This is a genomic window from Sphingomonas sp. S2-65 (assembly GCF_021513175.1).
Classification (GTDB): domain Bacteria; phylum Pseudomonadota; class Alphaproteobacteria; order Sphingomonadales; family Sphingomonadaceae; genus Sphingomonas.
This window is the reverse complement of the sequence record NZ_CP090953.1, coordinates 1153527-1176172: the sequence shown is the minus strand read 5'-3', so window position 1 is coordinate 1176172 and position 22646 is coordinate 1153527. Positions and strand designations below refer to the sequence as shown.

Annotated in this window: 25 protein-coding genes; 20 read left to right on the top strand and 5 right to left on the bottom strand. The window is 66.5% G+C overall.

Going from position 1 to position 22646, the window contains the following annotated elements; all coding sequences use genetic code 11:
- Position 1: 1 nt before the first annotated feature.
- From LZ586_RS05490 to tatC, 7 genes are all read left to right on the top strand, one after another.
- Positions 2-721: an SPOR domain-containing protein gene (locus LZ586_RS05490; RefSeq protein WP_235078662.1), complete on the top strand. Its 720-nt coding sequence runs from the start codon at positions 2-4 to the stop codon at positions 719-721.
- 10 nt (positions 722-731) lie between these two features.
- Positions 732-1739: a beta-N-acetylhexosaminidase gene (gene nagZ, locus LZ586_RS05485; protein WP_235078661.1), complete on the top strand. Its 1008-nt coding sequence runs from the start codon at positions 732-734 to the stop codon at positions 1737-1739.
- A gap of 219 nt (positions 1740-1958) precedes the next feature.
- Positions 1959-2693 (top strand): segregation and condensation protein A, encoded by a 735-nt coding sequence (locus tag LZ586_RS05480; RefSeq protein ID WP_235078660.1) that lies wholly within the window; start codon positions 1959-1961, stop codon positions 2691-2693.
- The gene (scpB, locus tag LZ586_RS05475) at positions 2690-3268 is read left to right on the top strand and encodes an SMC-Scp complex subunit ScpB (RefSeq protein WP_235078659.1); all 579 of its coding nucleotides are present in this window, start codon (positions 2690-2692) and stop codon (positions 3266-3268) included. The genes LZ586_RS05480 and scpB overlap by 4 nt, the downstream gene beginning before the upstream one ends.
- Positions 3269-3374: 106 nt before the next feature.
- Entirely contained in the window at positions 3375-3614 is a 240-nt protein-coding gene (locus tag LZ586_RS05470; RefSeq protein WP_235078658.1) for a twin-arginine translocase TatA/TatE family subunit, read from the top strand.
- A 61-nt stretch (positions 3615-3675) separates the two neighbouring features.
- Entirely contained in the window at positions 3676-4086 is a 411-nt protein-coding gene (tatB, locus tag LZ586_RS05465) for a Sec-independent protein translocase protein TatB (protein WP_235078657.1), read from the top strand.
- The gene (gene tatC, locus LZ586_RS05460) at positions 4083-4850 is read left to right on the top strand and encodes a twin-arginine translocase subunit TatC (RefSeq protein ID WP_235078656.1); all 768 of its coding nucleotides are present in this window, start codon (positions 4083-4085) and stop codon (positions 4848-4850) included. The genes tatB and tatC overlap by 4 nt, the downstream gene beginning before the upstream one ends.
- 39 nt (positions 4851-4889) lie before the next feature.
- Here tatC and LZ586_RS05455 read toward each other — a convergent pair whose 3' ends face one another.
- The 3 genes from LZ586_RS05455 to LZ586_RS05445 all read right to left on the bottom strand — a co-directional run bounded on the left by LZ586_RS05455 (position 4890) and on the right by LZ586_RS05445 (position 7080).
- Entirely contained in the window at positions 4890-5024 is a 135-nt protein-coding gene (locus LZ586_RS05455; protein WP_235078655.1) for an entericidin A/B family lipoprotein, read from the bottom strand.
- Positions 5025-5335: 311 nt separating this feature from the next.
- Positions 5336-6904 carry a sensor histidine kinase gene (locus LZ586_RS05450; RefSeq protein ID WP_235078654.1) on the bottom strand — a complete coding sequence of 523 codons (1569 nt, stop codon included), beginning with the start codon at positions 6902-6904 and terminating at the stop codon, positions 5336-5338.
- Between the two features lie 8 nt (positions 6905-6912).
- On the bottom strand, positions 6913-7080 hold the full coding sequence (locus tag LZ586_RS05445) for a NepR family anti-sigma factor (RefSeq protein ID WP_235078653.1): 168 nt from the start codon (positions 7078-7080) through the stop codon (positions 6913-6915).
- A 276-nt stretch (positions 7081-7356) separates the two neighbouring features.
- On the opposite strand from LZ586_RS05445, the gene LZ586_RS05440 reads away from it, so the two are divergent.
- From LZ586_RS05440 to LZ586_RS05385, 12 genes are all read left to right on the top strand, one after another.
- Entirely contained in the window at positions 7357-8154 is a 798-nt protein-coding gene (locus LZ586_RS05440; protein ID WP_235078652.1) for a response regulator, read from the top strand.
- Between the two features lie 89 nt (positions 8155-8243).
- A complete protein-coding gene (locus tag LZ586_RS05435; RefSeq protein WP_235078651.1) occupies positions 8244-8381 on the top strand; it encodes a hypothetical protein in 138 nt (45 codons plus the stop codon).
- A 96-nt stretch (positions 8382-8477) separates the two neighbouring features.
- Entirely contained in the window at positions 8478-9116 is a 639-nt protein-coding gene (locus LZ586_RS05430) for a sigma-70 family RNA polymerase sigma factor (protein ID WP_235078650.1), read from the top strand.
- Positions 9117-9445: 329 nt separating this feature from the next.
- A complete protein-coding gene (locus LZ586_RS05425) occupies positions 9446-12130 on the top strand; it encodes a bifunctional [glutamine synthetase] adenylyltransferase/[glutamine synthetase]-adenylyl-L-tyrosine phosphorylase (RefSeq protein WP_235078649.1) in 2685 nt (894 codons plus the stop codon).
- 12 nt (positions 12131-12142) lie between these two features.
- Positions 12143-12616 carry a peroxiredoxin gene (locus LZ586_RS05420; RefSeq protein WP_235078648.1) on the top strand — a complete coding sequence of 158 codons (474 nt, stop codon included), beginning with the start codon at positions 12143-12145 and terminating at the stop codon, positions 12614-12616.
- Positions 12613-13407: a ferritin-like domain-containing protein gene (locus LZ586_RS05415; protein ID WP_261346034.1), complete on the top strand. Its 795-nt coding sequence runs from the start codon at positions 12613-12615 to the stop codon at positions 13405-13407. The genes LZ586_RS05420 and LZ586_RS05415 overlap by 4 nt, the downstream gene beginning before the upstream one ends.
- A gap of 117 nt (positions 13408-13524) precedes the next feature.
- Complete coding sequence (locus LZ586_RS05410; RefSeq protein WP_235078647.1) at positions 13525-14238, top strand: M23 family metallopeptidase; 714 nt, start codon at positions 13525-13527, stop codon at positions 14236-14238.
- Between the two features lie 64 nt (positions 14239-14302).
- The gene (gene erpA, locus LZ586_RS05405) at positions 14303-14644 is read left to right on the top strand and encodes an iron-sulfur cluster insertion protein ErpA (RefSeq protein ID WP_235078646.1); all 342 of its coding nucleotides are present in this window, start codon (positions 14303-14305) and stop codon (positions 14642-14644) included.
- A 2-nt stretch (positions 14645-14646) separates the two neighbouring features.
- Positions 14647-15420, top strand: coding sequence for an exodeoxyribonuclease III (xth, locus tag LZ586_RS05400; protein ID WP_235078645.1), 774 nt, complete (start codon positions 14647-14649; stop codon positions 15418-15420).
- A gap of 226 nt (positions 15421-15646) precedes the next feature.
- Positions 15647-15913 (top strand): hypothetical protein, encoded by a 267-nt coding sequence (locus LZ586_RS05395; RefSeq protein ID WP_235078644.1) that lies wholly within the window; start codon positions 15647-15649, stop codon positions 15911-15913.
- Positions 15914-16066: 153 nt separating this feature from the next.
- A complete protein-coding gene (locus LZ586_RS05390) occupies positions 16067-17167 on the top strand; it encodes a fatty acid desaturase family protein (protein WP_235078643.1) in 1101 nt (366 codons plus the stop codon).
- A gap of 156 nt (positions 17168-17323) precedes the next feature.
- Complete coding sequence (locus tag LZ586_RS05385) at positions 17324-19093, top strand: methyl-accepting chemotaxis protein (protein WP_235078642.1); 1770 nt, start codon at positions 17324-17326, stop codon at positions 19091-19093.
- Positions 19094-19097: 4 nt separating this feature from the next.
- Here the strand turns inward: LZ586_RS05385 and lptG are convergent, their stop codons facing one another.
- A complete protein-coding gene (gene lptG, locus LZ586_RS05380) occupies positions 19098-20189 on the bottom strand; it encodes an LPS export ABC transporter permease LptG (RefSeq protein WP_235078641.1) in 1092 nt (363 codons plus the stop codon).
- Positions 20186-21388, bottom strand: a complete 1203-nt coding sequence (lptF, locus tag LZ586_RS05375) for an LPS export ABC transporter permease LptF (RefSeq protein ID WP_235078640.1) — start codon at positions 21386-21388, stop codon at positions 20186-20188. The genes lptG and lptF overlap by 4 nt, the downstream gene beginning before the upstream one ends.
- Before the next feature lie 158 nt (positions 21389-21546).
- Between lptF and obgE the strand changes: the two genes are divergently transcribed.
- Complete coding sequence (gene obgE, locus LZ586_RS05370; RefSeq protein WP_235078639.1) at positions 21547-22596, top strand: GTPase ObgE; 1050 nt, start codon at positions 21547-21549, stop codon at positions 22594-22596.
- Positions 22597-22646: the final 50 nt, after the last annotated feature.

Genomic DNA, 22646 nt, shown 5'->3' with positions numbered 1-22646 from the left:
GATGAGCGTGCGGTCAGGGGATAGCGTCGCCGAGGAAGATCGGCTGCCGTGGCTGGAGACGGTGGAGGAGGAATATGTCGAGCGACGTTCCTTTGGCCGGATCCTGCTGGTTCTCCTGATCCTGGTCGTACTGCTGGTGATCGGTGCGCTCGCCTATCGCTGGTACGACCAGCAGCGCGGGGGCACCGGCAATGGTCAGCTGATCGAGGCGCCGCAGGGCGACTACAAGACCAAGCCGCAGGAGCCGGGCGGCATGAAGGTGGAGGGGCAGGGCGACACCGTCTTCACCACCAGCCAGGGTGCCGAAAGCAATTCCAGCATCAATGTCGGCGCGCTTCCCGAGGATCCGGTGCAGGGCACGCCGGCCCCGCAGCAACGCCCCGGGCAGCCGGGCAGCCGCACCGCCAAGATCGAAGTACCCGCCGCCGCAACCGTGACGCCGGTGCGCCCCGCCGCACAGGCAGCAGAGCGCCCGGGGGCGGGTTCCGGCTCATTGATCCAGCTGGGCGCGTTCCCGAACGAGGGCGGCGCCAATACCGCCTGGGCTCGGCTGTCGAAGCGGTTCGGCTATCTCGCGACCTTCGGCAAGTCGGTGGAGCGCGCGGAAAAGGACGGCAAGGCGATCTTCCGGCTGCGGGTGAACGCCGGCAGCAACGGCCAGGCGCGCGAGATTTGCGGACGGCTCAAGGTTGCGGGTGAAAGCTGCTTCGTGACGAGCTAAAGGCTCGGCCATGAAACCGGTCATCTTCGCCATCGCCGGCGCCGAACTCAGCGCGGACGAGCGTGCCTTTTTCCGCGACGCCGATCCGCTCGGCTATATCCTGTTCAAGCGCAACTGTGTCGACCGTGCGCAGATGAAGGCGCTGACGGACGATCTTCGCATGCTGTCCGGCCGCGACGACCTGCCGATCCTGATCGATCAGGAGGGCGGGCGGGTGAGCCGCATGGTGCCTCCCGAGTGGCCGGCGTTTCCGCCGGGACTGGCATTCGACCGGCTTTACGATCTGGCGCCGATTTCCGCGATCGAAGCGGTACTCGCCAATGCCGAGGCGCTTGGCACCATGCTCGCCGAGGTGGGCGTGAACGTGAATTGCGCGCCGCTGCTCGACGTGCGCCAGCCCGACGTGACCCCTGCGATCGGGGACCGCGCCTTTGGCGGCGACCCGATGCGCGTCTCTGCCCTGGGTCAGGCGATGCTGGCAGGCATGCAGCGGGCCGGGGTGGTCGGGATCATCAAGCATATGCCGGGGCACGGCCGGGCACTGGTCGACAGCCATTACGAGCTGCCACGCGTGCGGGCGGATGCCGCGGCGCTGGAACTCGATCTGGAGCCGTTCCAGCGGCTGCGTGAGGCACCGATGGCGATGACCTGCCATGTTGTGTTCGACGCGTGGGACGCGGAGCGGCCGGCGACGATCTCGCCAACCGTCATCAAGGACATTGTGCGCGGGCAGATCGGGTTCGACGGCCTGCTGATGACCGATGATATCGACATGAAGGCGCTATCCGGCACCGCGGGCGAGAAGGGTGCGGCGGCGCTGGCGGCGGGTTGCGATGTGGTGCTCGACTGTTGGGCACGGATGCCCGAGATGGTCGAGATCGCAGGGCGGATCGGCGACGCGCCGCCAGCGTGCGTGGCGCGGCTGGCGCGGGCGATGGCGAGCGTTGCCGAGGCGGCGCCGAGCGACGCGTTCGAGGCGCTGATCGCGAAGCGGGACGAGTTGCTCGGGCTGGCATAGCCCCCACCGACAACCCGAACTCGCCAACTTCCCTTCGTCACCCCGGCCTTGAGCCGGGGTCCCGCTACCTTCGACTTGCGGAAGAAGAAGCGGGATCCCGGCTCAAGGCCGGGATGACGAAGGTATAGGGGCATATCGAAGTCAGCGGCCTGTCGCTGGGCGGAGGGTTGAGGCTGCCCCTCTTGCGACAGGCGCGTTTTGGCTGCTTAACCTGGCGCAATGAGCGACGACGCCGCCGATACCCTCAAGATCGAGATCGAAGGCTGGGAAGGCCCGCTCGACCTGTTGCTGGCGCTTGCCCGCAACCAGAAGGTCGATCTGCGCCAGATCTCGATCCTGGAACTGGTGGAGCAGTATCTCGGCTTCGTGAACCAGGCGCGCGCGCTGCGCCTGGAACTTGCCGCGGACTATCTGGTGATGGCGGCGTGGCTGGCTTATCTGAAATCGGCGCTGCTGCTGCCGCGCAACCCGGAGGAAACGCCCAGTCCCGAGGACCTGGCGCTGCGGCTGCAGATACGGCTGGAGCGGCTGAACGCGATGCGCGAGGCGGGCGCCCGGCTGGTCGCCCGCGACCGCATGGGCCGCGACGTGTTTCTCCGCGCGGCACCCGAGGGGCTTCGCGTGGTTCGCCAGGCACGCTGGGAAGCCGAGATCTACGACCTGATCGCCGCTTATGGCCGGATCAGCGCGCGCACCCGGCCGGTGATGCATGTCGTTGCCCAGCGCGACGTGATGACGCTGGAGGAAGCGATCGAGCGGGTGTCCGCGCTTGTCGGCACGCGGATCGACTGGAGCATTATCGACAGCTTCCTGCCTGACGAAGCGCGCGGGAGCTATCGCAAGTCGGCGCTCGCCTCGTCCTTCGTCGCGGTGCTCGAGCTCGCGCGGCAGGGCAAAGTCGAGCTTCGGCAGAAGTCGGCCTTTGCGCCGCTCTATGTCCGATCGCTGATGTGACATCGTTCGACGACCTGTCGCGCGCGGTCGAGGCCGTGCTGTTCGCGGCCGAGCACCCGCTCGGCATCGACGAACTGCGCGCGCATGTTGGTGCCGATGCGGACGTGCGTGCAGCCCTGGCCGGGCTCGAGCAGGTCTATTCCGGCCGCGGCATCGAACTGGTCCGGCGCGGCGAGCGCTGGCACTTCCAGACGGCAGCCGACCTGGCGCACCTGTTGCGGCGCGACCGCGAGGACAGCCGCAAGCTGAGCCGCGCCGGCATCGAGACGCTGGCGATCATTGCCTATCATGAGCCGGTCACCCGCGCCGAGATCGAGGCGATCCGCGGCGTGCAGATCTCCAAGGGAACGATCGACGTCCTGATGGAAGCGGGGTGGGTGCGGCCGGCGGGGCGGCGCGAAGTACCTGGACGGCCGCTAATGTATGCGACCACCCAAGGCTTTCTCAGCCATTTCGGGCTGGCGAGTCGCCGCGACCTGCCTGGCATCGACGATCTCAAGGCCGCCGGGCTGCTGGATCCGGTCGATCTGGCGTTCGAACAAGAGACAAGCGAAACTGTAACCGAAGGCGAATAGGGCACCCGCACCACATCGCCGGCCCGGCATTCGCCCGTGCGGGCCCAACAGCCGTTGCCGGACACGCATACGAGGCCTAGATAGGCGTCGACAAAGGAGATTTTCCATGGGTAGCATGAGCCTGATGCACTGGCTGATCGTCGGCATCCTGGTCATTTTATTGTTCGGAGGCAGCCGCTTCTCGAACATGATGGGTGACGTTGCCAAGGGCATCAAGCAGTTCAAGAAGGGCATGGCCGAGGACGACGACGCACCCAAGCCCGTCGAGCCGACTCGCATCGAGGGGCGCCCGGTAGCCGACCCGCCGCTGCAGACCGAGGCCGAGCGCGTTCGCGAAGAGCGCTGAGTCGTCCATCTTGTTCGTTGATACGCGCGCCGATCGCGGCGCGCGCGTGAGGCAGTGCTGAATGTTCGACGTCGCGCCGACCGAGTTGCTGCTAGTTGCCGTGGTGGCATTGCTCGTGATCGGGCCCAAAGACCTGCCCCGCGCGATGCATTTCGTCGGCAAGTGGGTGGGCAAGGCGCGCGGCGTCGCTCGCCAGTTCCGATCGGGCATGGACACCATGATCCGCGAGGCCGAACTGGCCGAGATGGAAAAGCAATGGGCAGCCGAGAACGAACGGATCATGCGCGAGCATCCGCCGGCGCCGTCGCTGTCGGCACCCGAGGCCGAATCCGCCGACGGCGCGGATATGCACGATCTTCCCCCCTTGATGGTGGCGCAGCCCGACATCAGGCCTGAGCCAGTGGCGGCGGAAGCGCCGGTGTCCGAGGTCGAGGAACCGAAAACCCGCGGTCAAGGCGAGCATCCGCTGTGAGGGACATCGACGACACCCAAGCGCCGTTGCTTGAGCATCTGGTCGAGTTGCGCCGCCGCCTCTTGTGGTCGCTGGCCGCACTGGTGATCGCGTTCGGCGGCTGCCTCTATTTCGCCCGCAAGATCTTTGCCGTGTTGGTGGCACCACTCAAGGCAGCCGGGCAGGTGACGGTCATCAATACTCAGGTGTTCGGCGGCTTTCTGGTGGAGATCAAGATCGCATTCTTCGCCGCGCTGATGATCGCATTTCCGGTGATCGCCAATCAACTTTGGCAGTTCATTGCGCCGGGCCTGTACAAGAAGGAAAAGCAGGCGCTGTTCCCGTTCCTGCTCGCGACTCCGGTACTGTTCATCGCCGGGGCGTGCATGGCCTATTTCGTCGCGATCCCGGTCGCGCTGAAGTTCCTGCTGAGCTTCCAGGGCGAGCTGGGAGGCGTGACGCAACAGGCACTCCCCGACGTGAACGACTATCTGAAATTCGTGATGCAGTTCATCTTCGGGTTCGGGCTGTCGTTCCTGCTGCCGATCCTGCTGATGCTGCTCGAGCATGCCGGCATCGTCACGTATGAACAGCTTAAGGGCGCCTGGCGCTATGCCGTGGTCGGCGCGTTCGCGCTGTCGGCGGTGCTTACTCCGCCCGATGTCGGATCGCAGCTGCTGCTCGCGGTGCCGCTGGTGCTGCTGTATTTCCTGGCGCTGGTGGCAATTCGCTTCACGCGATCGCGGCGCGATCGTGCAGCCGCTTCCGAGGCCGCCTCTTCCTGACGGGGAACGCCCCTCTCCGTGAGGAGAGGGGCGGACGGCTTACTTGTTGTTGTCGGCTGCGCCGGCAACCGCATCGCCGGCCGACGAGACGTCGCGGCCCGCGCCTTCGATGGTGTTGCACGCCGAGATGAGCATCGCGCTTGCGAGCGCGGCACATGCAAAGATCTTACGCATTCGAATTCTCCAAACTCGCCTAAAAGGACGGGGGAGAAATGCGCGGGAGCACAAGATCGTTCCGCCTCAGGCACGAGTTGGCGCAGCGCGACCACTGGCGAGCGCGCTCTTTCCGAACTGGCGATTTTAGAGAGGGGAAAGTGTTAGGCCCGGAAGCGTCACCGGGGGGGGAGGGTTGACGCTTCCGGGCCCATGTCTTGGATAGCGAGAGCGGGGGGGCAAAAGGTCGCTATCCGAATATGAGAACGAGGCTCGCGCTTACCGGTTCCGGCCCCCGACCTCTTTTTTCGCGATTTTTTAGGTGCCGTTCGTCAGGGCCGGCCGGTGATCGCGATTTCAGCTTCGTAGACGCCGATCAGCGGGTCGTGGTGCAGCTTCGTGCGCAGCTGGCGCGCCAGCCCGGCGATCACGCGGCCGTAGCGCGCCTCCAGCAGGGCCTCCATCGCCGTGCTCTCGACAAGCGCCGGCGAGCCCACGCGCATCGTCGCGCGGTCGCCTGCCTCATTGCCCTTCATCGCGATCCGGATCTGGGCGGCGGGATTGCAGCTCATCGCCAGCTCGACCAGCTCGGTAATCAGGAAGGCGATCGCGATGGCGACGTCCTGGTTGACCAGCAGCGGCTCGATCTCGAGCGTGATGCCGAGGCCGGAGGCGCGGTCGGGCGCGGTCGCGCGGATATTGGCGGCAAGTTCGCCCACCACCGCGCGCACGTCGAGCCCGCGATTTTCCTCCATCTCGGCATAATGATGCCGGTGCACCACCGCCAGGGCGTCGACGCGCCGCTGGATCGAGGCATAGGCTTCGCTCGCCTCGACGCTCTTGGCGCCGCGCGCGTGGAAATTGATGAGGCTGGCGATCACCTGGAGGTTGTTCTTGACGCGGTGATGCACTTCGCGGGTAAGCCGCGTCTGCCGCACAAGGCCTTCGGCGAGGTCGGTCTCGTGCACCTGCACGGTCTGGGTTATCTGGCGGAACGTCTCGCCCAGGTCGCGGATCTCCTGCGCCGGCAGGTTGCCGAGCCGCTTCATGTCCAGCAATTCGCCCGGCTTGTAGCTGCCGACGCCCGCCCGGAGCCGGCGGAGCGGCCGGATCAGCAGGCGGTCGACGACGAACCAGCCGATCATCGCCGCGGCGATCCACATCAGCACCAGCAGCACCGTGGTCACGATCAGCGGCGACGTGATCGGTGCACCGGGCGTCCGCATCTCCAGCGTCAGCTCGCCCACCGACAGCGAAGTGTCGACCTTGTCCACCCGGCTCAAGGGGCCATGGCGATCCAGGCCGCGCAGCTCGAGCTGGTTGCCGTCGTGGAGCAGCCACGCGCCATATTCGGGCACGAAACCGCTCGGGCGGATCAGCGCGCTGAGGCTGGCGACCGGGTAGGAGACGGCGGCCGAGGCGCCGGCGGTGCCGCCGATTTGCAACAGCAGCCCGGTCGCGGTGAAGGAGGCGCGCACTTCGAAGGGCTTGAGCGGCTCGGCCTTGGCGATCGTCAGCCGCTGGCCGCACAATATCTGTCCGCGCGCATCGAGCACACTGAAACGGGTGCCTGCCTGCGAGGCGAAGGTGCCGACCAGCCGGGTGCAGCTCGGCGCGTCCTGAGGATTCTGCTCCAGCGCGGCCACTGCCTGGCTCATCTGGCTGGCATGGTTGGCGAGCACGTTTTCGAGGACCGCGGAGCTCTCCTGGGCCAGGGCCTCGAGCCGGCGCCGCGCCTCGCTGTCGGCGTCGCGGGTGGTCTGGAGGGTGGTGAGCGCCGCGATGAGGGCGAGGGGGAACAGCGCGCCGAGCAGGATCAGGAATACTTTGGCGCCGGTTGGCACGCGCGTCAGCGTTGCCGCGACGCCCCTGGGTCGCGACTCCTGATCCGGAATGGTCATGCGGTTAACTAATCGAGCTTTTTGAGCAGGTCGAGCAGATCGTCCGGCACCGTCTCGCTCAGCGTTTCGTCATACGCCTGGCGCAGTGCGCCGCCGACGTCTCGGCTCGGCTTGCCGGCGTCCGCGCCATCTTTACCCCTGGGCGGATTTTTCGTTTCGTCTTTCGCGGAACGCACCAACTTCCCCCTGCGGGCCCGAATTCGAGCTCGGACTATGAACGACTGACCATAAACGCAAGCGCCCCGTTGACGCCACTGAGGCGGAGCACAAGCGACCGCGGGGTGCATGCGCACCACTCGGCTCGGGCGATGAAACCAAATAGCGGATCGATTGTTCCACACCCGATGCGAAATCCGGGGAGGGGCTCCTTCGGACGGCAGTATCTGTTGCAATAGCTGCGTTGGAGGACGACTAAGACGCCCCCTGCGCACCCGAAGGAGAATTCGTCGCTTATGTCGCTTGGACAGCAACTCGCGCCCCACCTTCCCCTGTTGCGGCGCTATGCGCGCGCACTGACCGGAAGTCAGGCGGAAGGCGACCGGTACGTCCGCGCCGCTTTGGAGGCGATCGTGGCCGCCCCCGACCAGTTTCCGCGGGACGTGCACCCGCGCCTGGGTCTCTACCGTACGTTTCAGGCGATCTGGCAGTCGACTCATCTCGAAGACGAGGATCTTCTCGACGATCAGTCGAACGAGGCCGAGGCGATCGCCCGCAAGCGGCTGTCGCGGCTGACGCCGCTGTCGCGTCAGGCGCTGCTGCTCACCACGGTCGAAGGCTTCAGCATCGAGGATGCGGGCTATCTGATCGAGGAAGATCCCGAAGCCGTGTCGACGCTGGTCACCGAGGCGGTCGCCGAGATCGAGCGCCAGACGCGCACCCGCGTGATGATCATCGAGGACGAGCCGCTGATCGCGATGGATCTGGAACAGATCGTCCGCGACCTGGGCCATGACGTCACCGGCGTCGCCGTGACCCGCGACGAGGCGGTAGCGCTGGCGATGGAGGATCGCCCAGGCCTGGTGCTGGCCGACATCCAGCTGGCCGACGACAGCTCGGGCATCGATGCGGTCAAGGACATCTTGGCCGAATTCAACGTGCCGGTGATCTTCATCACTGCCTTCCCCGAGCGTCTGCTCACCGGCGAGCGTCCCGAGCCGACCTTCCTCATCACCAAGCCGTTCCAGCGCGAAACGGTGAAGACGACGATCAGCCAGGCGCTGTTCTTCGACGAGGCGACGGTTCCAGCCTGAGCCACCCGCCTGAAGGAACCCGGCCCGAAAAAATCGGGCCGGGTTCCATATGATACGGACCCAAAACGGTAGTGAGGGGTTTACGCGGCATGGCTGAGAACGAAGAACCCATCCATGTGACCACCGACCAGGCCCGCGCCGGCGCCACGCCGCACATGACGCGGTACGTGCTGGGCATCGGGCTGGTGCTGGTAATCATTGCATTCGCAATCATTATTTGGTCCTGACCGGCCAGAGCAGCGTCAAAAACGCTGGCAATCGCCGACGCGCAGCCTATCTCCAACGAAGGCCGATCCCCGGCCCGCGTACCTGAACGGGACCGAATGACTCAGACCGAACTTCCCGGTGATCACGCGGAGGAACCGCGCGAGCACGTCTCGCTGTCTGATCCCGAATTCAAGAAGCAACTCGCCACGGTCATTCCGCATCTGCGCGCGTTCGGTCGTTCGCTTTCGGGGAGCCGTGACCTCGCGGACGATCTTGTCCAGGAAACGCTGCTGAAGGCTTGGGCCGCGCGCAAGCGCTTCCAGGCCGGCACCAACATGCGCGCCTGGACTTTCATCATCCTGCGCAACCTTTATCTGTCGCAGATGCGCCGCGCCCGCTTCAAGGGCGAGTGGGACGACCTCGTCGCCGACCGGCTGCTTGCGGCGCCCGCGAGCCAGGATCGCCATGTCGAGCTGTCGGACATGCAGCGTGCACTGCTCCACCTGCCGCAGCCGCAGCGTGAAGCGCTGATCCTCGTCGGCGCTGGCGGTTTCGCCTATGAGGAAGCCGCCGAGATCTGCAACGTCGCCGTCGGCACGATCAAGAGCCGCGTGGCCCGCGGGCGTGTCGCGCTCGAATCGCTGCTGACCGAAGGTCAGTTGCCGTCGCGCCGCGAGGCGCTTGCCAACCCGGGCGGCAAGAGCGCGCTTGATACGATCATGGGCGAAGTCGACGATCTCAGCCGGGATCGTTGATCGACCCGGGCTTCTTCCTGTCACGCGGGGAGACCCTGCTTGAGGGTAGGGGCTGTACTCGGCGGCCTCTGATCAGTGCGCGCGTTGCCCGCGGCTACTGAGCCGACGGAGAAGATCGATCATCTCCTGCGGGAGGTTCAGATCGCCAGCATAGGCTTTCTCCAGTGCCGCGCCGACCGCGTCGCTTACGCGGGGGCGCTCCACTCGATAGGCGGACGCTTTCGCATCGATTGCGGAGGAAGGCGGCAGATGAACCATGTCGACCAAACGAACTTGATCTGCATTTGTTGCTTGACAATGATCGATTCTTCTTGCGCCCTCGCGTGAACATGCCCGCTGCTTCCTATCCCGACCTGGCGAGCGTCGTGCTTCGTGCGCGGCGGCATTCGCCTTTTCTCGCGACGCTGCTCGACCGGGAGCCGTTTTCGACCGACGATCTGGCCCGGAGCCTGGCCGACCCGCTCGCCGCGGCGCGCAGCGTCGAAGGGAATGCGGGGGAGGGGCGCCGGCTGCGGTTGGAGCGGCGGCGGGTCGCTTTGCTGGTGGCGCTCGGCGATCTCAGCGGCATCTATGGTTTCGAGCAGGTCACCAGCCACCTCACCACCTTCGCAGACGACGCGTTAAACCGCGCCATCCGCGCCGCGCTGCTGGAGCGTACCCCCGACCAGGAACCCCGCGGCTTCGCCGCGATCGCATTGGGCAAGCAGGGGAGCCACGAACTCAATTACTCGTCAGACATCGACCCGCTGCTGATCTTCGACCCCGATCTGCTGCCGCGGCGCGCGCGCGAGGAGCCCGGCGAGGCCGCGGTGCGGATCGGTCGGCGAGTGGTGGAACTGCTCCAGTCGCGCGATGCCGATGGCTATGTACTACGCGTCGACCTGCGGCTGCGACCGTCGCCCGAGGCGACGCCGATCGCGTTGCCGGTGGATGCTGCGATCTCCTATTATGAATCACAAGCCCTCCCCTGGGAGCGGGCGGCGTTCATCCGCGCGCGCGCCTGCGCCGGCGACCTGATGCTCGGCAACCGCTTCATGGAGGCGATCCGTCCGTTCGTGTGGCGCCGCGCACTCGATTACGGCACGATCCGCGAAATCCGCGACATTTCCCGCCGCATCCGCGATCATTACTCGCGGGCGCAGAAGTTCGGGCCTGGCTATGACCTCAAGCGCGGGCGGGGCGGGATCCGCGAAGTCGAGTTCTTCGCCCAGATCCACCAGCTCATCTATGGCGGTCGGGAGCCCGAGCTGCGGGCGCCCGCCACGCGCGACGCGCTTGCTGCGCTGGCCACCGCCGGCCGCATCGATCCGGACGAGGCGCAGGCCCTGGACCAGGCCTATGTGACGCTCCGCACGATCGAACACCGTCTGCAGATGGTGAACGACCTTCAGACTCATTCGCTTCCCGCCGAGACCGCGGCGTTGGACAATGTCGCCGCGTTGCACGGGCTGGGGGGCGGCGGCGACCTGCTCGACCTGCTGCGCCCGCATGTCGTTCGGGTCGGCGGTATCTACGACGCGCTGGCGGGCGAGGAGAGTGCCGATCTTCCCACCATGTCGGACCGGCTCACCGACCGGCTTGCCGCTGCGGGCTTCAAGCAAACCGAAGGCCCTGCGCGCATCATCGAGAGCTGGCGCGCGGGCACCTATCCTGCACTTCGCAGTGGCCAGGCACGCGAAGCACTCGAAGCGTTGCTGCCCGGGCTGGTAGAGGCATTCGGCCAGGCGCCCGACAGCATCCACGCGATCACCCGGTTCGATGCGATGCTCTCTGGACTGCCGAGCGCGATCAACTTCTTTCGCCTGCTCGAAGCGCAGCCGGCGCTCACCCGGCTGCTGAGCAGCATCCTCTGCCACGCGCCGACGCTTGCCGAGCAGCTTGGCCGGCGCGCCGAACTGCTGGACGGGCTGATCGACGCGAGCGCGTTGGAGCCGATGCCGGGCGTCGACATCCTGGTGCGCCAGATGTCGGCACGCGAACGCGGCGCCGACTATCAATGGCAGCTCGAGCATGTCCGCCGGCTGGTCAACGAGAAGCGCTTCGCTCTGGGAGCGCAGATCATCGCCGGGGCAAGCGATCCGCTTGAAGTATCCGCCGGCTATGCCAGGGTCGCCGAAGCCGCGATCGAAGTGCTTGCCTCCGCGACCGTCGAGGAATTTGCGCGTGCCCATGGCCGTGTCGCGGGCAGCGAGCTGGTGATCCTGGCGCTCGGCCGGATGGGTGGGCAGGCGCTGACCCACGCCTCAGACCTCGACCTCATCTACCTCTTCACCGGAGATTATGCCGCCGAGTCCGATGGCGCCAAGCCGCTCGGCGCGGTGACCTATTACAACCGGCTTGCCCAGCGCGTCACCGCCGCGCTGTCGGTGCCGACCGCCGCCGGGCCATTGTATGAAGTCGATACGCGGTTGCGCCCTTCGGGTGCCCAGGGGCCGCTATCGGTGTCGCTCGACGGCTTCTCCCGCTACCAGCGCGAGGACGCGTGGACCTGGGAGCATATGGCGCTCACGCGGGCGCGGCCGGTCTTCGGCTCGGCCACGGCGCGCACGTCGGTGCAGGCGAGCGTCGATGCCGTATTGCAAGGCGCGCGGCCCGAGCGGCCGATCCTCGCGGAGGCGGTGAAGATGCGCGCCGAGATGGCCGCGCACAAGCCGCCGGCAGGGCCGCTCGATGCCAAGCTGCTCGACGGCGGGCTGGTCGATCTGGAATTCGCCACGCATGTCCTCCAGCTCGAACATCGCACGGCCTTCGCTCCTCAGCTCCGGCCGGCGATCGCGCAGTTGGTCGCCCAGAACCTGATGCCGCCGACGATGGTTCCCGCCTACGATCTGCTCGCCCGGTTGCTGGTGACTCTCCGCCTCGTGGCACCCGATGCCCAGCCACCGGGTACGGAGACCCAGGCGCTGATCGCCCGCGCGCTGGGCCTGACCGACTGGCACGAAGTGATTGAATCGTTCGAGCGCACGCGTCAGGAGGTCGCCGCCTGCTGGGCGGACGTCCGTGCTAGCGCCTAAGGGAGGAACATCATGGCCATCGAGGAAGGCGACGCGCTGCCTGCGCTGACGCTGGAGGGCGCGGACGGCCAACCCCTTCCGCTCGCCGATTTCAAGGGCGCCCCCTTCATCCTGTACTTCTACCCCAAGGACGACACCGCCGGCTGCACCCGCGAGGCGCAGGACTTTTCCGCGTTGCTGCCGGAGTTTACCGCGGCCGGGGCCCGGCTGCTCGGCGTTTCGAAGGACAGCGCCGAGCGTCACCGCAAGTTCACGGCCAAATATGCGCTGAGCGTGCCGCTCGCCACCGATGCCGATGGCGCCGTGATGGAAGCGTTCGGCGTCTGGGGCGAGAAGCAGCTTTATGGCCGCCGATACATGGGGGTCGACCGATCCACCTTCCTGTTCGCCGCCGATGGCACGCTGCATCGCGCCTGGCGCAAGGTGAAGGTGCCGAACCATGCCGAGCAGGTGCTGGCTGCGGTGAAGGCGCTGGTAGCGGCGTGACCAGCGTCGCCCAGGCAGCCTGTCGCGTGCTGACGGCCGTCGATCCACGCGACAAGATCATGGCTGCGCGCCGGGCCGCGCGTGATTGGCGGCTGGGCAGGCTGGCGTTCGCGTTCGACGTGCCGATGCCTGACCGCCCGGCCCGGCCCGACCGCCCGGAGCTCCTGCCGCCCAACCGCATGCCCAAGCGTGGCAAGGGAGGGTCCGAGCGGGGCCGCATCGCGCTGATCCACGCGCTCGCCCATATCGAGTTTTCCGCGATCGATTTGGCGTTCGACGCGGTTGGCCGCTTCGGGAGTCGGTTCCCGCGCGGCTTCACCGACGACTGGATGGCCGTGGGCGCAGACGAGGCGATGCACTTTGCATTGCTCGACCGGCGGCTGCGCCAGCTCGGCAGTCATTATGGCGCGATGCCGGCGCATGCCGGCCTGTGGGACGCCGCCGCGGCTACCGCGCAGGATCGCAAGGCGCGGCTGGCGGTCGTGCCGATGGTGCTGGAAGCGCGCGGGCTCGACGTTACGCCGGCGACGATCGACCGCTTCTCCGACGCGGGCGATCTGCCGACGCGCCGCATCCTTCAGCGCATCCTAGACGACGAGGTCCGTCATGTTCGTGCGGGCACCGTGTGGTTCGAATCAGCCTGTGGCGAGGAGGGGCTCGCCCCCGAAACGACCTGGCAAGATCTTGTACGCACGCACTTTCGCGGGCTGATCAAAGGTCCGTTCAACGCTTCGGCGCGCAACGCAGCCGGTCTGACGCGGGAATATTACGCGCCTCTTGCCGATCAGTGACTCCTCTGGGCAAACAGACTGCACACGTCCGAGCGGAGGGGTTTGCGAGGACATCGGGTTTATTCGAAGCGTACACCGGGTCGCATCGGTGCGTGCTTCCATGACTTCCGGGGATTCATGGCTATCGCGTCCTACAGCATCAATGCGGACCTCGCCGAGCGGTTCCGTGCTTTCGTAATCAAGGGCAATAAGGCGGCGCTGGCGGGTCTCACCGCGGCCACGCTCCTGATCTGCGCCACCGATGTCGCACAGGCCGCCGATGTTCCCGCGGCAGGTGCTGCCGGGGCGAGCGACGCGGCTGCCGCCGTCGAGAATTCCGACGCGCAGTTCCGCACGCTGTTCGACACCTGGAAGAAGCTCGACGGTCCGGAGCCGACGGTAATCTCGGTCCCGTCGATGGAGCCGGTCGACAAGGTGGTGTTCACCTCGCACTTCGGCGTGCGCTCCGACCCGTTCCGCGGCACCGCCGCGATGCATGCCGGCGTCGACATTCCCGGTGCGATCGGCACGCCGATCTACGCCACCGCGGACGGCGTCATTTCGCATGCCGGCCGCCAGGGCGGATACGGGAACCTCGTGCAGATCAACCATGGCCGGGGCCTCGAAACCCGCTATGGCCACCTGTCGAAGATCCTGGTGGCCGACAACACCAAGGTCCATCGCGGCCAGCTGATCGGCCTGATGGGCTCCACCGGCCGCTCGACCGGCAGCCACCTTCATTATGAAGTCCGCATGGACGGGCGCGCGGTGAACCCGGTGCCGTTCCTCCAGAGCGGCGAATATGTCGCTACGGTCCAGCCGCTCGGCGGCGTCGGCGGCCCCACCAACTGATACCGGCTGACGAGGGATGCCGCGGTCCATTGCCTGAGGCCGCGCGCTTCCCTATCTCGACGTTATGGCCACGCTTCTTCAACCCGACGTCTCGCTGTCCGCCGCCGCTGCGATCCGCGTAGCGGCGATCGCCGGCAAGCAGGCCAAGCCCGCCATTCTGCGCCTCTCGGTCGAAGGGGGAGGGTGTTCCGGCTTCCAGTACCGCTTCGGCATGGCCGACACGGTCGAACCCGACGACATCGTCGCGGAAACCGATGGCGTAAAGCTGGTGGTGGACCCGATCAGCCTTGATCTCGTCCGTGGAGCGCAAGTCGACTTCATCGACAATCTGGGCGGCGCGCATTTCGCCGTCACCAATCCCAACGCGGCCTCGGGCTGCGGCTGCGGCACCAGCTTCTCGGTCTGAGCGTGCCCAAGATCGTCACGTACAACGTCAACGGGATCAAGGCGCGGCTCGAGCGGCTCGTCGAATATCTCGATGAACAAAAGCCCGACATCGTCTGTCTGCAGGAACTGAAGAGCAGCGACGAGACGCTGCCGGTGAAGGACATCGAGGCGGCGGGATATGGCGCGGTGTGGCACGGGCAGAAGGGGTTCAACGGCGTCGCCGTGCTTGCCCGCGATGCCCAGCCGGTTGAGCGCCAGCGCGGGCTCGCCGGCGAGGCCGACGACGCGCACAGCCGCTATATCGAAGTCGAAGTCGGCGACCTGATCGTCGCGTCGATCTATTTGCCTAATGGCAACCCGCAGCCCGGACCCAAGTTCGACTATAAGCTGCGCTGGATGGATCGTCTCGCCGGGCGTGCCCGCGCGCTGCTGGCGGAGGAGCGGCCGGTGGTGCTCGCCGGCGACTATAACGTCATTCCACAGGACGATGACAGCTTCTCGGTGCCGGCGATGGCGAGCGATGCGCTGATGCAGCCCGAGTCGCGGCAGCGCTATCGCATGCTGCTGGCGCAGGGCTGGACCGACGCGCTGCGCACCCGCTATCCGCGTGGCGGCGTCTGGACCTTTTGGGACTATCAGGCGGGCTGCTGGCAGCGCGACGCGGGCTTCCGCATCGACCATCTGCTGCTAAGCCCGCAAGCTGCGGACCGGCTGACCGGAGCCGGAGTTGACAAGGCGTATCGCGGGCGCGAACGTGCCAGCGACCATGCGCCGACCTGGGTCAGCTTGCGCTAGCAATATCGCGCCGTCCGATTTCGGACAGGCAGGTGTCCGCTTATCGATCGATATCCTGCAGGCGCCGCCAACTATTGGCGTGTATTACCTGGATGTGGCGGCGCGCCAAGCGCCGCGTTTGGCTAACCCATTGTGTTTGCTCAACTCACGTGTTTGGCACGGCTAATGCACTACACCTTGGGACAGGCAAATGTGCCTGTCGGTTCTGCAAGGTTAGGAAATCGGCATGTTCAGCAATCGCATCCTCGGCCGGGTCGGCGTGACCCTCCTCGCGGCTGTCGCTACCATCGGCACCACCGGCGCATATGCAGCGGCTGGCGACCCCAGCAAGGCCGCGAAGCCGGTTGTGGTCGCGACGGCCCAGGCGCCCAGCACCACCAAATATTGCGTCGTCGACACGCTGACCGGCTCGCGTGTCCCGCGCAAGCAGTGCCGCACGCGCACAGACTGGATCGCGAACCACGGGTTCGATCCGCTCGCCGCGAAGAAGTAACCTGGACACGGCCGGCGGCGCCCGCACCGCTTGACCTGCGGGCGCCGCGTCGGTCCTTTGGCAGTGGTTCCCGAAGGCTCGCCTGGCGGGCAATGCGGCCTACCCCTTAAACTGCCAACATATAGCCACTATCTCCGTGCAATGGGCACGGCTATGAACTCTTCTTTCGCTTTGAATCTGCGCGAGACCGCGGCTGCTGCCGGGGCGTCCCGCACCGGTACGCCGCGGGCGGCGGACGACAAGGCGCTGATGCGCGCTGCGGCTGAGGTCGCGCGCGATCTGCACAAGCCGCGTCCGGCGATCTTCTGGGGCGACATGATAGGCTCCGCCTTGCTCGGCTATGGTGGGTTGGCGATTGCCGCCACCGCCTCGTCGACTGGCCTGGCGATTGCCGCGGCCATCGTGTCGATGCTGGCGCTGTATCGCGCGGCGATGTTCATCCACGAGATCAGCCACATGAAGCATAGTTCGGTGCCGGGCTTCCGCCTGGGCTGGAACCTGCTCGTCGGCGTGCCGCTGATGGTGCCGTCCTTCATGTATGAAGGCGTGCACAACCTTCATCATGCGCGGACGCGCTATGGCACGGTCGACGATCCCGAATACCTGCCGCTCGCGCTGATGAAGCCGCATACTCTTCCGCTGTTCGTTCTGGTCGCGCTGCTCGCGCCAATCGGCCTGCTGCTGCGCTACGCTGTCCTCACGCCGCTGTCGCTGATCGTGCCGGGGCTGCGCAAGGTGCTGATCGAGCGCTATTCGGGCCTCGTCATCAATCCCGCTTTCCGCCGTCGCGCGCCCGAGGGTGCGGCACGCACGCAGATGCTCATCCAGGAAGCAGCGACCAGCATCTGGGCGATCGCCTTGCTGGCGATGGTCGCCACCCGGATCATCCCGCTTCACGCATTCGCGGTGTATCTTGGCATCGTCGCGGGGATCACGCTGATCAACCAAATCCGCACGCTGGTAGCGCATCTGTGGGAGAATGAGGGCGAGGCCATGAGCGTCACCGCGCAGTATCTCGACAGCGTCAACGTGCCGCCGCCGGCGCTGCTGCCCGCGCTGTGGGCCCCGGTCGGGCTGCGCTACCATGCGCTGCACCACTTGCTGCCCAGCGTGCCCTATCACAACCTGGGCGCGGCGCACCGCCGCTTGAGCGCGATACTCGAAGCCAATTCGCCGTATCACAAGGCGAGCTATGCCGGCCTGCCCGGCCTGGTGGGCAGGCTTGCAGCCAGCACCATGGGCACACGCCGCTAAGGCGGTGGCTTAAAGGAATGTCGAAGGGCCGGCCCGGTGGGTCGGCCCTTTCGTTTTGGCGCTTCGCCGCCCTATCTTCATAAAATCGCAGCAGATCCCTGTATCTGGCCGCGCGCCCTCTATGATGAAACAGGCATAAGGGGGAGTACGTAGGCCATGTCGATCGCCAACCTGGTGCGTGCCGGCAGTGCGGCACTGCTCGCTCTCCTGCTGTTGGCAGGCGTGCTCGCCGCGACGCGGATCGATGCGATCCGCATGGGCGGCACCGTCCAGCTCAGGTCGCGCCAGACCGCCGATCTGATCGCCGACATCCTGCCTCCGCCCGAATATGTCATCGAACCCTATCTCGAGGCGACGCTTCTGCTTGATCAGCCGCAGCGGCTCGCCGAGACGCGTGCCCGCCTCAAGAAGCTGCGCGCCGATTACGACACGCGGCATGCCTATTGGGCAGCCTCCGACGCAGACCCTGAGCTGAAGCAGGGCATCGTCGAGGCGACCCACACGCCGGCCGCGGCCTTTTGGGCGGAACTCGAAGACCGCTTCCTTCCAGCCATGGCACGGGGCGACCGCGATGCCGCCAGCCAGAGCTATGCGGCGCTCACGGCGCGCTACACGGAGCACCGCACAGAGGTCGACAAGCTCGTGACGCAGGCGACTGCATATCAAGGCGATCTGGAGAGCGGCGCCGCCAGCCTGCTCAAGACGACGATTATCCTGCTGAGCGTGTTGGGTGTCGCCTTGCTGGCGCTGGTTGCCGGTTCGGCGTTCATCCTGCTGCGACGCGTAGCCCGGCCGCTGCTCGACGTGTCGGACGCGACCGCTCGGCTGGCGGCTGGTGCGGAAGCAGTGGTGCCGCACCGAGACCGGCAGGACGAACTCGGCCGCATCGCCAACGCCGTCGAACAGTTCCGCCTCGCCTCCACCCTGCGCGCGGAGTCCGACGCCGAAACGGCACGCCAACAGGCGCACGTCACCGGAGCGCTGAGCCAAAGCCTAACCGCGCTGCGCGGCGGCAACCTGACCCAGACAATCGATAGCGGCTTCCCCGCCGACTATGAGGCGCTTCGCACCGACTTCAACGAAGCCGTCGATGCGCTGCGCGAGATGATGTCCGCGGTGCGCCAGAGCGCGGGGGGCATCGACACGGGCTCGCGCGAGATCGCCGCGGCGTCCGAGGATCTTGCGCGGCGTACCGAGGCAAGCGCCTCCAGCCTGGCCGAAACGCGCTCCGCGATCGAGCAGATCGAAGCACGCCTCAAGGCGGGGATCGAAACCGCCCGCGGCACCGCCTCGCGAGCGGACGTGGCCTATTCGGCAGTCGCAAAGGGCCGCAACGCCGCCGATCAGGCAGTCTCGGCAATGGATCGGGTAAGCGCCAGCGCCGACGATATCGGCAGCGTGATCGAGGGCCTCGACAAGATCGCGTTCCAGACCCGCGTCCTGTCGATGAATGCGACAGTAGAAGCGGGAAGGGCGGGAGAGGCCGGGCGGGGCTTCGCCGTCGTCGCCGACCTGGTGAGTGCGCTTGCCCAGCGCGCCGAGGGCGAGGCCAAGCGCGTGCGCGATCTCATCACCATCACCAGCGACGAGATCCGCGGCGCGGTGGTGAGCGTCCGCCAGACCGACGCCGCGCTCGGCACGATTTCCGAAGAGGTCTCCGGCGTCCGCGATCTGCTAGGCGTGATGAGCGTCGACAACGCGGCGCAATCGGCGGCGGTCACTCAGATCGCGACTTCGGTCGTTGCCATGGACGAGACCACGCAGCAGAACGCCGCGATGGTCGAGCAGACCTCGGCGGCAGCACGCAACCTTTCGGCCGAAGTGGCGGCGCTCGCCGACCGCGCGGCCGCGTTCAAGGTGGACTTCACCGCCGCTGAGCCGTCGGCGCGGCGAGCACCGTTCGCTTCAATCCGCCTGAGCGGATGACGCATTATTCCTCGGTGCGGAGGAGCACCAGTTCGCCGATCAGCGCGAACAGCAGGAACGGTGCCCAGGCGGCGAGGAAGGGAGGGTAGGCGCCAAGGCTTCCCATCGACAGCGCGAAGTTGTCGGAGACGAAGTACAGGAAGCCCAGCGCCATGCCGATCACGGCGCGCACGAACAACTTGCCCGATCGCGCGATGCCGAACGCGGCCACCGCGCCGAGCAGCGGCATCAGGATGGCCGAGAGCGGCCCCGAAAGCTTGTGCCACAGCGCGCCTTCGAGTGCCTTGGTCGGGCGCCCGGCGAGCTGGAGGTCGTCGATCGCTTCCTTGAGCTGAGTGAAGGGCAGGCTTTCCGCGTCGACCGAGGCGAGAGTGAACTGGTCCGGACGAATGTTGTCCGCGATATGGAGGCTGCCGACTGCCGTGGTCTCCCCCGTGTCGACGTTGAACCGCTGGCCGACGCCAATCCGCCAGCCATTGCCGTCACGCACGCCGCGATCTGCGGTCAGGATCGAGCGCAGCCTTCGGCCGGTCCGCTCATAGATCTTGATGCCGTGCAGCTGAACGGCGTCGCCTCTGCCCTTGACCTGCGTCACCTGCATCAGATTGTCGCCGTCGCGGACCCAGACGTTGGCGCGGTCGCCGCGGTCGATCGGCAGCGGGCCATATTCGACCTTTTTCCATTGCTCCAGCGTGCCGGTGGCGCGCGCGACGATCCGCTCGTTGAACCCGAAGGAGACGATCGCCACGCCCAGTGCGGTGACCATCAACGGCGCCAGCACCTGGTGCGCCGAAAGCCCTGAGGCCTTGAGCGCCACGACTTCGCTGTTCGCATTCATCGTGATCAGCGTCAGGATGGTGCCGAGCAGCACCGAAAACGGCAAAAAGGTCGATACGATCTGCGGCACCCGCAATCCGACATAGCGCCACACCTGGTCGCTGCCATTGCCCTGCACCGCCAGGATCTTGCCCGACTCGCTCAGCAGATCGAGGGCCTGAAGGATGATCACCAGCGCCGCCAGGATGGCGAAGGTGCGCGTCAGGAACATCCGGCCCATGTAGATCGACATGGTGCGCGACGGGAAAAAGCTGCTCATGCCGGGATCTCCAGCGTCTTGCGCCGCTTGCCCGGTAGCCGCCGCTTGAGCATGCCCCACACTTTCGACAGCCCCTTCTCCAATGCGCCGAGCGGCTGGCCGCCAGGCACATAGGCGACCGTATAGTACATCCAGAAGGTCAGCCCGGCGAAGACGGAGAACGGCACCCACAGCGCGATGACCGGATCGATCCGTCCCAGGCTGCCGATCGCCTGCCCATATTCGTTGATCTTGTGATAGGTGACGATCGCGACGATCGACAGGAACACGCCCAGCGCCGACGTCGACCGCTTGGGCGGTATGCCCAGCGCCGCCGCCAGCATCGGCAGCAGGAACATCGAAACCACCTCCGCCAGCCGGAAGTGGAAAGCGGCGCGGCTAGTATCGCGCTCCTGCTCGGACCGGCCATGATCCTTGCCGACCCGCACCAGCTCGGGCAGCGTCTGTTCCAAATTCTTGCCGCCCCGCGCGCGGAACGCTTCGTATTTGGGGAGAGGGATCGGCAGGCTGTGCGAACTGAACGTCAGCACGCGCGGCGTCGGCGAGTTCTTGTCGCGGTGCACCAGCGTGCCGTTGGTCAGCGCGAAGATGATCGTGTCGGGATCGTCCGAGCGGAAGAACTGCCCCTTCTCGGCGGTCACCGCCAGCGGGCCTTCGGGCGTGGTCATCTGGACGAAGATGCCCGACAGGTCGCGTCCGCCCTCCTGGCTGCTCTCGATGCGGAGCGTCATCTTGTCGCCGAAATTGGTGAACTCGCCGACCTTGATCGACGCGCCCAGAGCGCCCGAGCGGAGTTCGAAGCGCAGCTGCTCGTAATTATAGCGTGCCCAGGGCTGGATATAGCCGACGATCGCCAGGTTCAGCAGCGCCAGCGCCACTGCGTACATGTACGGCACGCGCAGCAGCCGGGTGTAGCTGACGCCGACCGCGCGGAGCACGTCGAGCTCGGACGAAGTGGCCAGCCGGCGAAAGGCGAGCAGCACGCCCAGCATCAGCCCGATCGGGATGCCGAGCCCCAGATATTCGGGCAGCAAATTGGCGAGCATCCGCCACACCACGCTGACCGGTCCACCCTCGGTGGCGACGAAATCGAACAGCCTGCGGATACGGTCGAGCACCAGCAGCATCGCCGAGATCAGCAGGGTGCCGATCAGCGGAACCGCGATCAGCCGCGCCATGTAGCGATCGATCGAGTTCATGCGGTTCGCGGCTGCCTTGCTCTTGCTCTCGGCGCCGGCGCGCCGCCTGCTCGTGTAAAGCAAGAGCCTATAGCCCTGGTTCCGTAGCGTGCCACCCCCAAAGTAACGATGTGCCGCTACGGGGTGACGGATCGCCGCCAATCTCTATATGACGCTCCATGCATTTTCTCGACCAGGCCAAGATCTTCGTCCGTTCCGGCTCGGGCGGCCCCGGCGCCGTCAGTTTCCGGCGCGAAAAGTTCATCGAATATGGCGGCCCCGATGGCGGCAATGGCGGCAAGGGCGGCGACATCATCTTCGAAGCGGTCGCCGGCCTGAACACGCTGATCGACTTCCGCTACACGCAGCACTTCCGCGCGCAGCGCGGCCATGGCGGCTCGGGGTCGAACCGCACCGGCGCCGGAGGCGACGATCTGGTGATCAAGGTGCCGGTCGGGACCCAGGTGCTCGCCGACGATGATGAGCGCACCCTGCTCGCGGATCTGACCAAGGCGGGCGAGCGTATCGTCTTCCTGCGCGGCGGCGACGGCGGCCGCGGCAATGCCAGCTACAAGACCTCGACCAACCGCGCGCCGCGCCAGCATGGCACCGGCTGGCCGAACGAAGAGGCCTGGGTCTGGCTGCGCCTCAAGCTGCTGGCCGATGCCGGGCTCGTCGGGCTGCCCAATGCGGGCAAGTCGACCTTCATCAACCAGGTGACGAATGCTCAGGCCAAGGTGGGCGAATACGCCTTCACCACCACCCGGCCACAGCTCGGGGTGGTACGCCACAAGCAGCGCGAGTTCGTCGTCGCCGACATCCCGGGCCTGATCGCGGGCGCGGCGGAAGGTGCCGGGATCGGCGATCGGTTCCTCGGGCATATCGAGCGCTGCCAGGTCCTGCTGCACCTCGTCGACGCGAACGATGCCGATGTCGCGGAGAGCTTCCGGGTGGTCCGCGACGAGTTGGAGAATTACGGCGCCGGACTGTTGGACAAGAAAGTCATCGTCGCCCTCAACAAGATCGACACGCTCGACGACGAACTGATCGCCGCGCTGTCGGCCGAACTGGAGGAGGCGAGCGGCTCGCCGGTCATCCCGATCTCCGGGGCGAGCGGCGTGGGTGTGGACTGGGTGCTAGACCAGCTTCTCGAGGCGATCGGGCCGGAAGCGACCAGGGTAAGCGCCGACGACGAGGGCGAAGACACGATCGAGTGGTCTCCGCTTTAAGCGGCGATCTTCGCCCGCGACCGAGTTGGCGTGCGCGTCGGCGCGCGCTA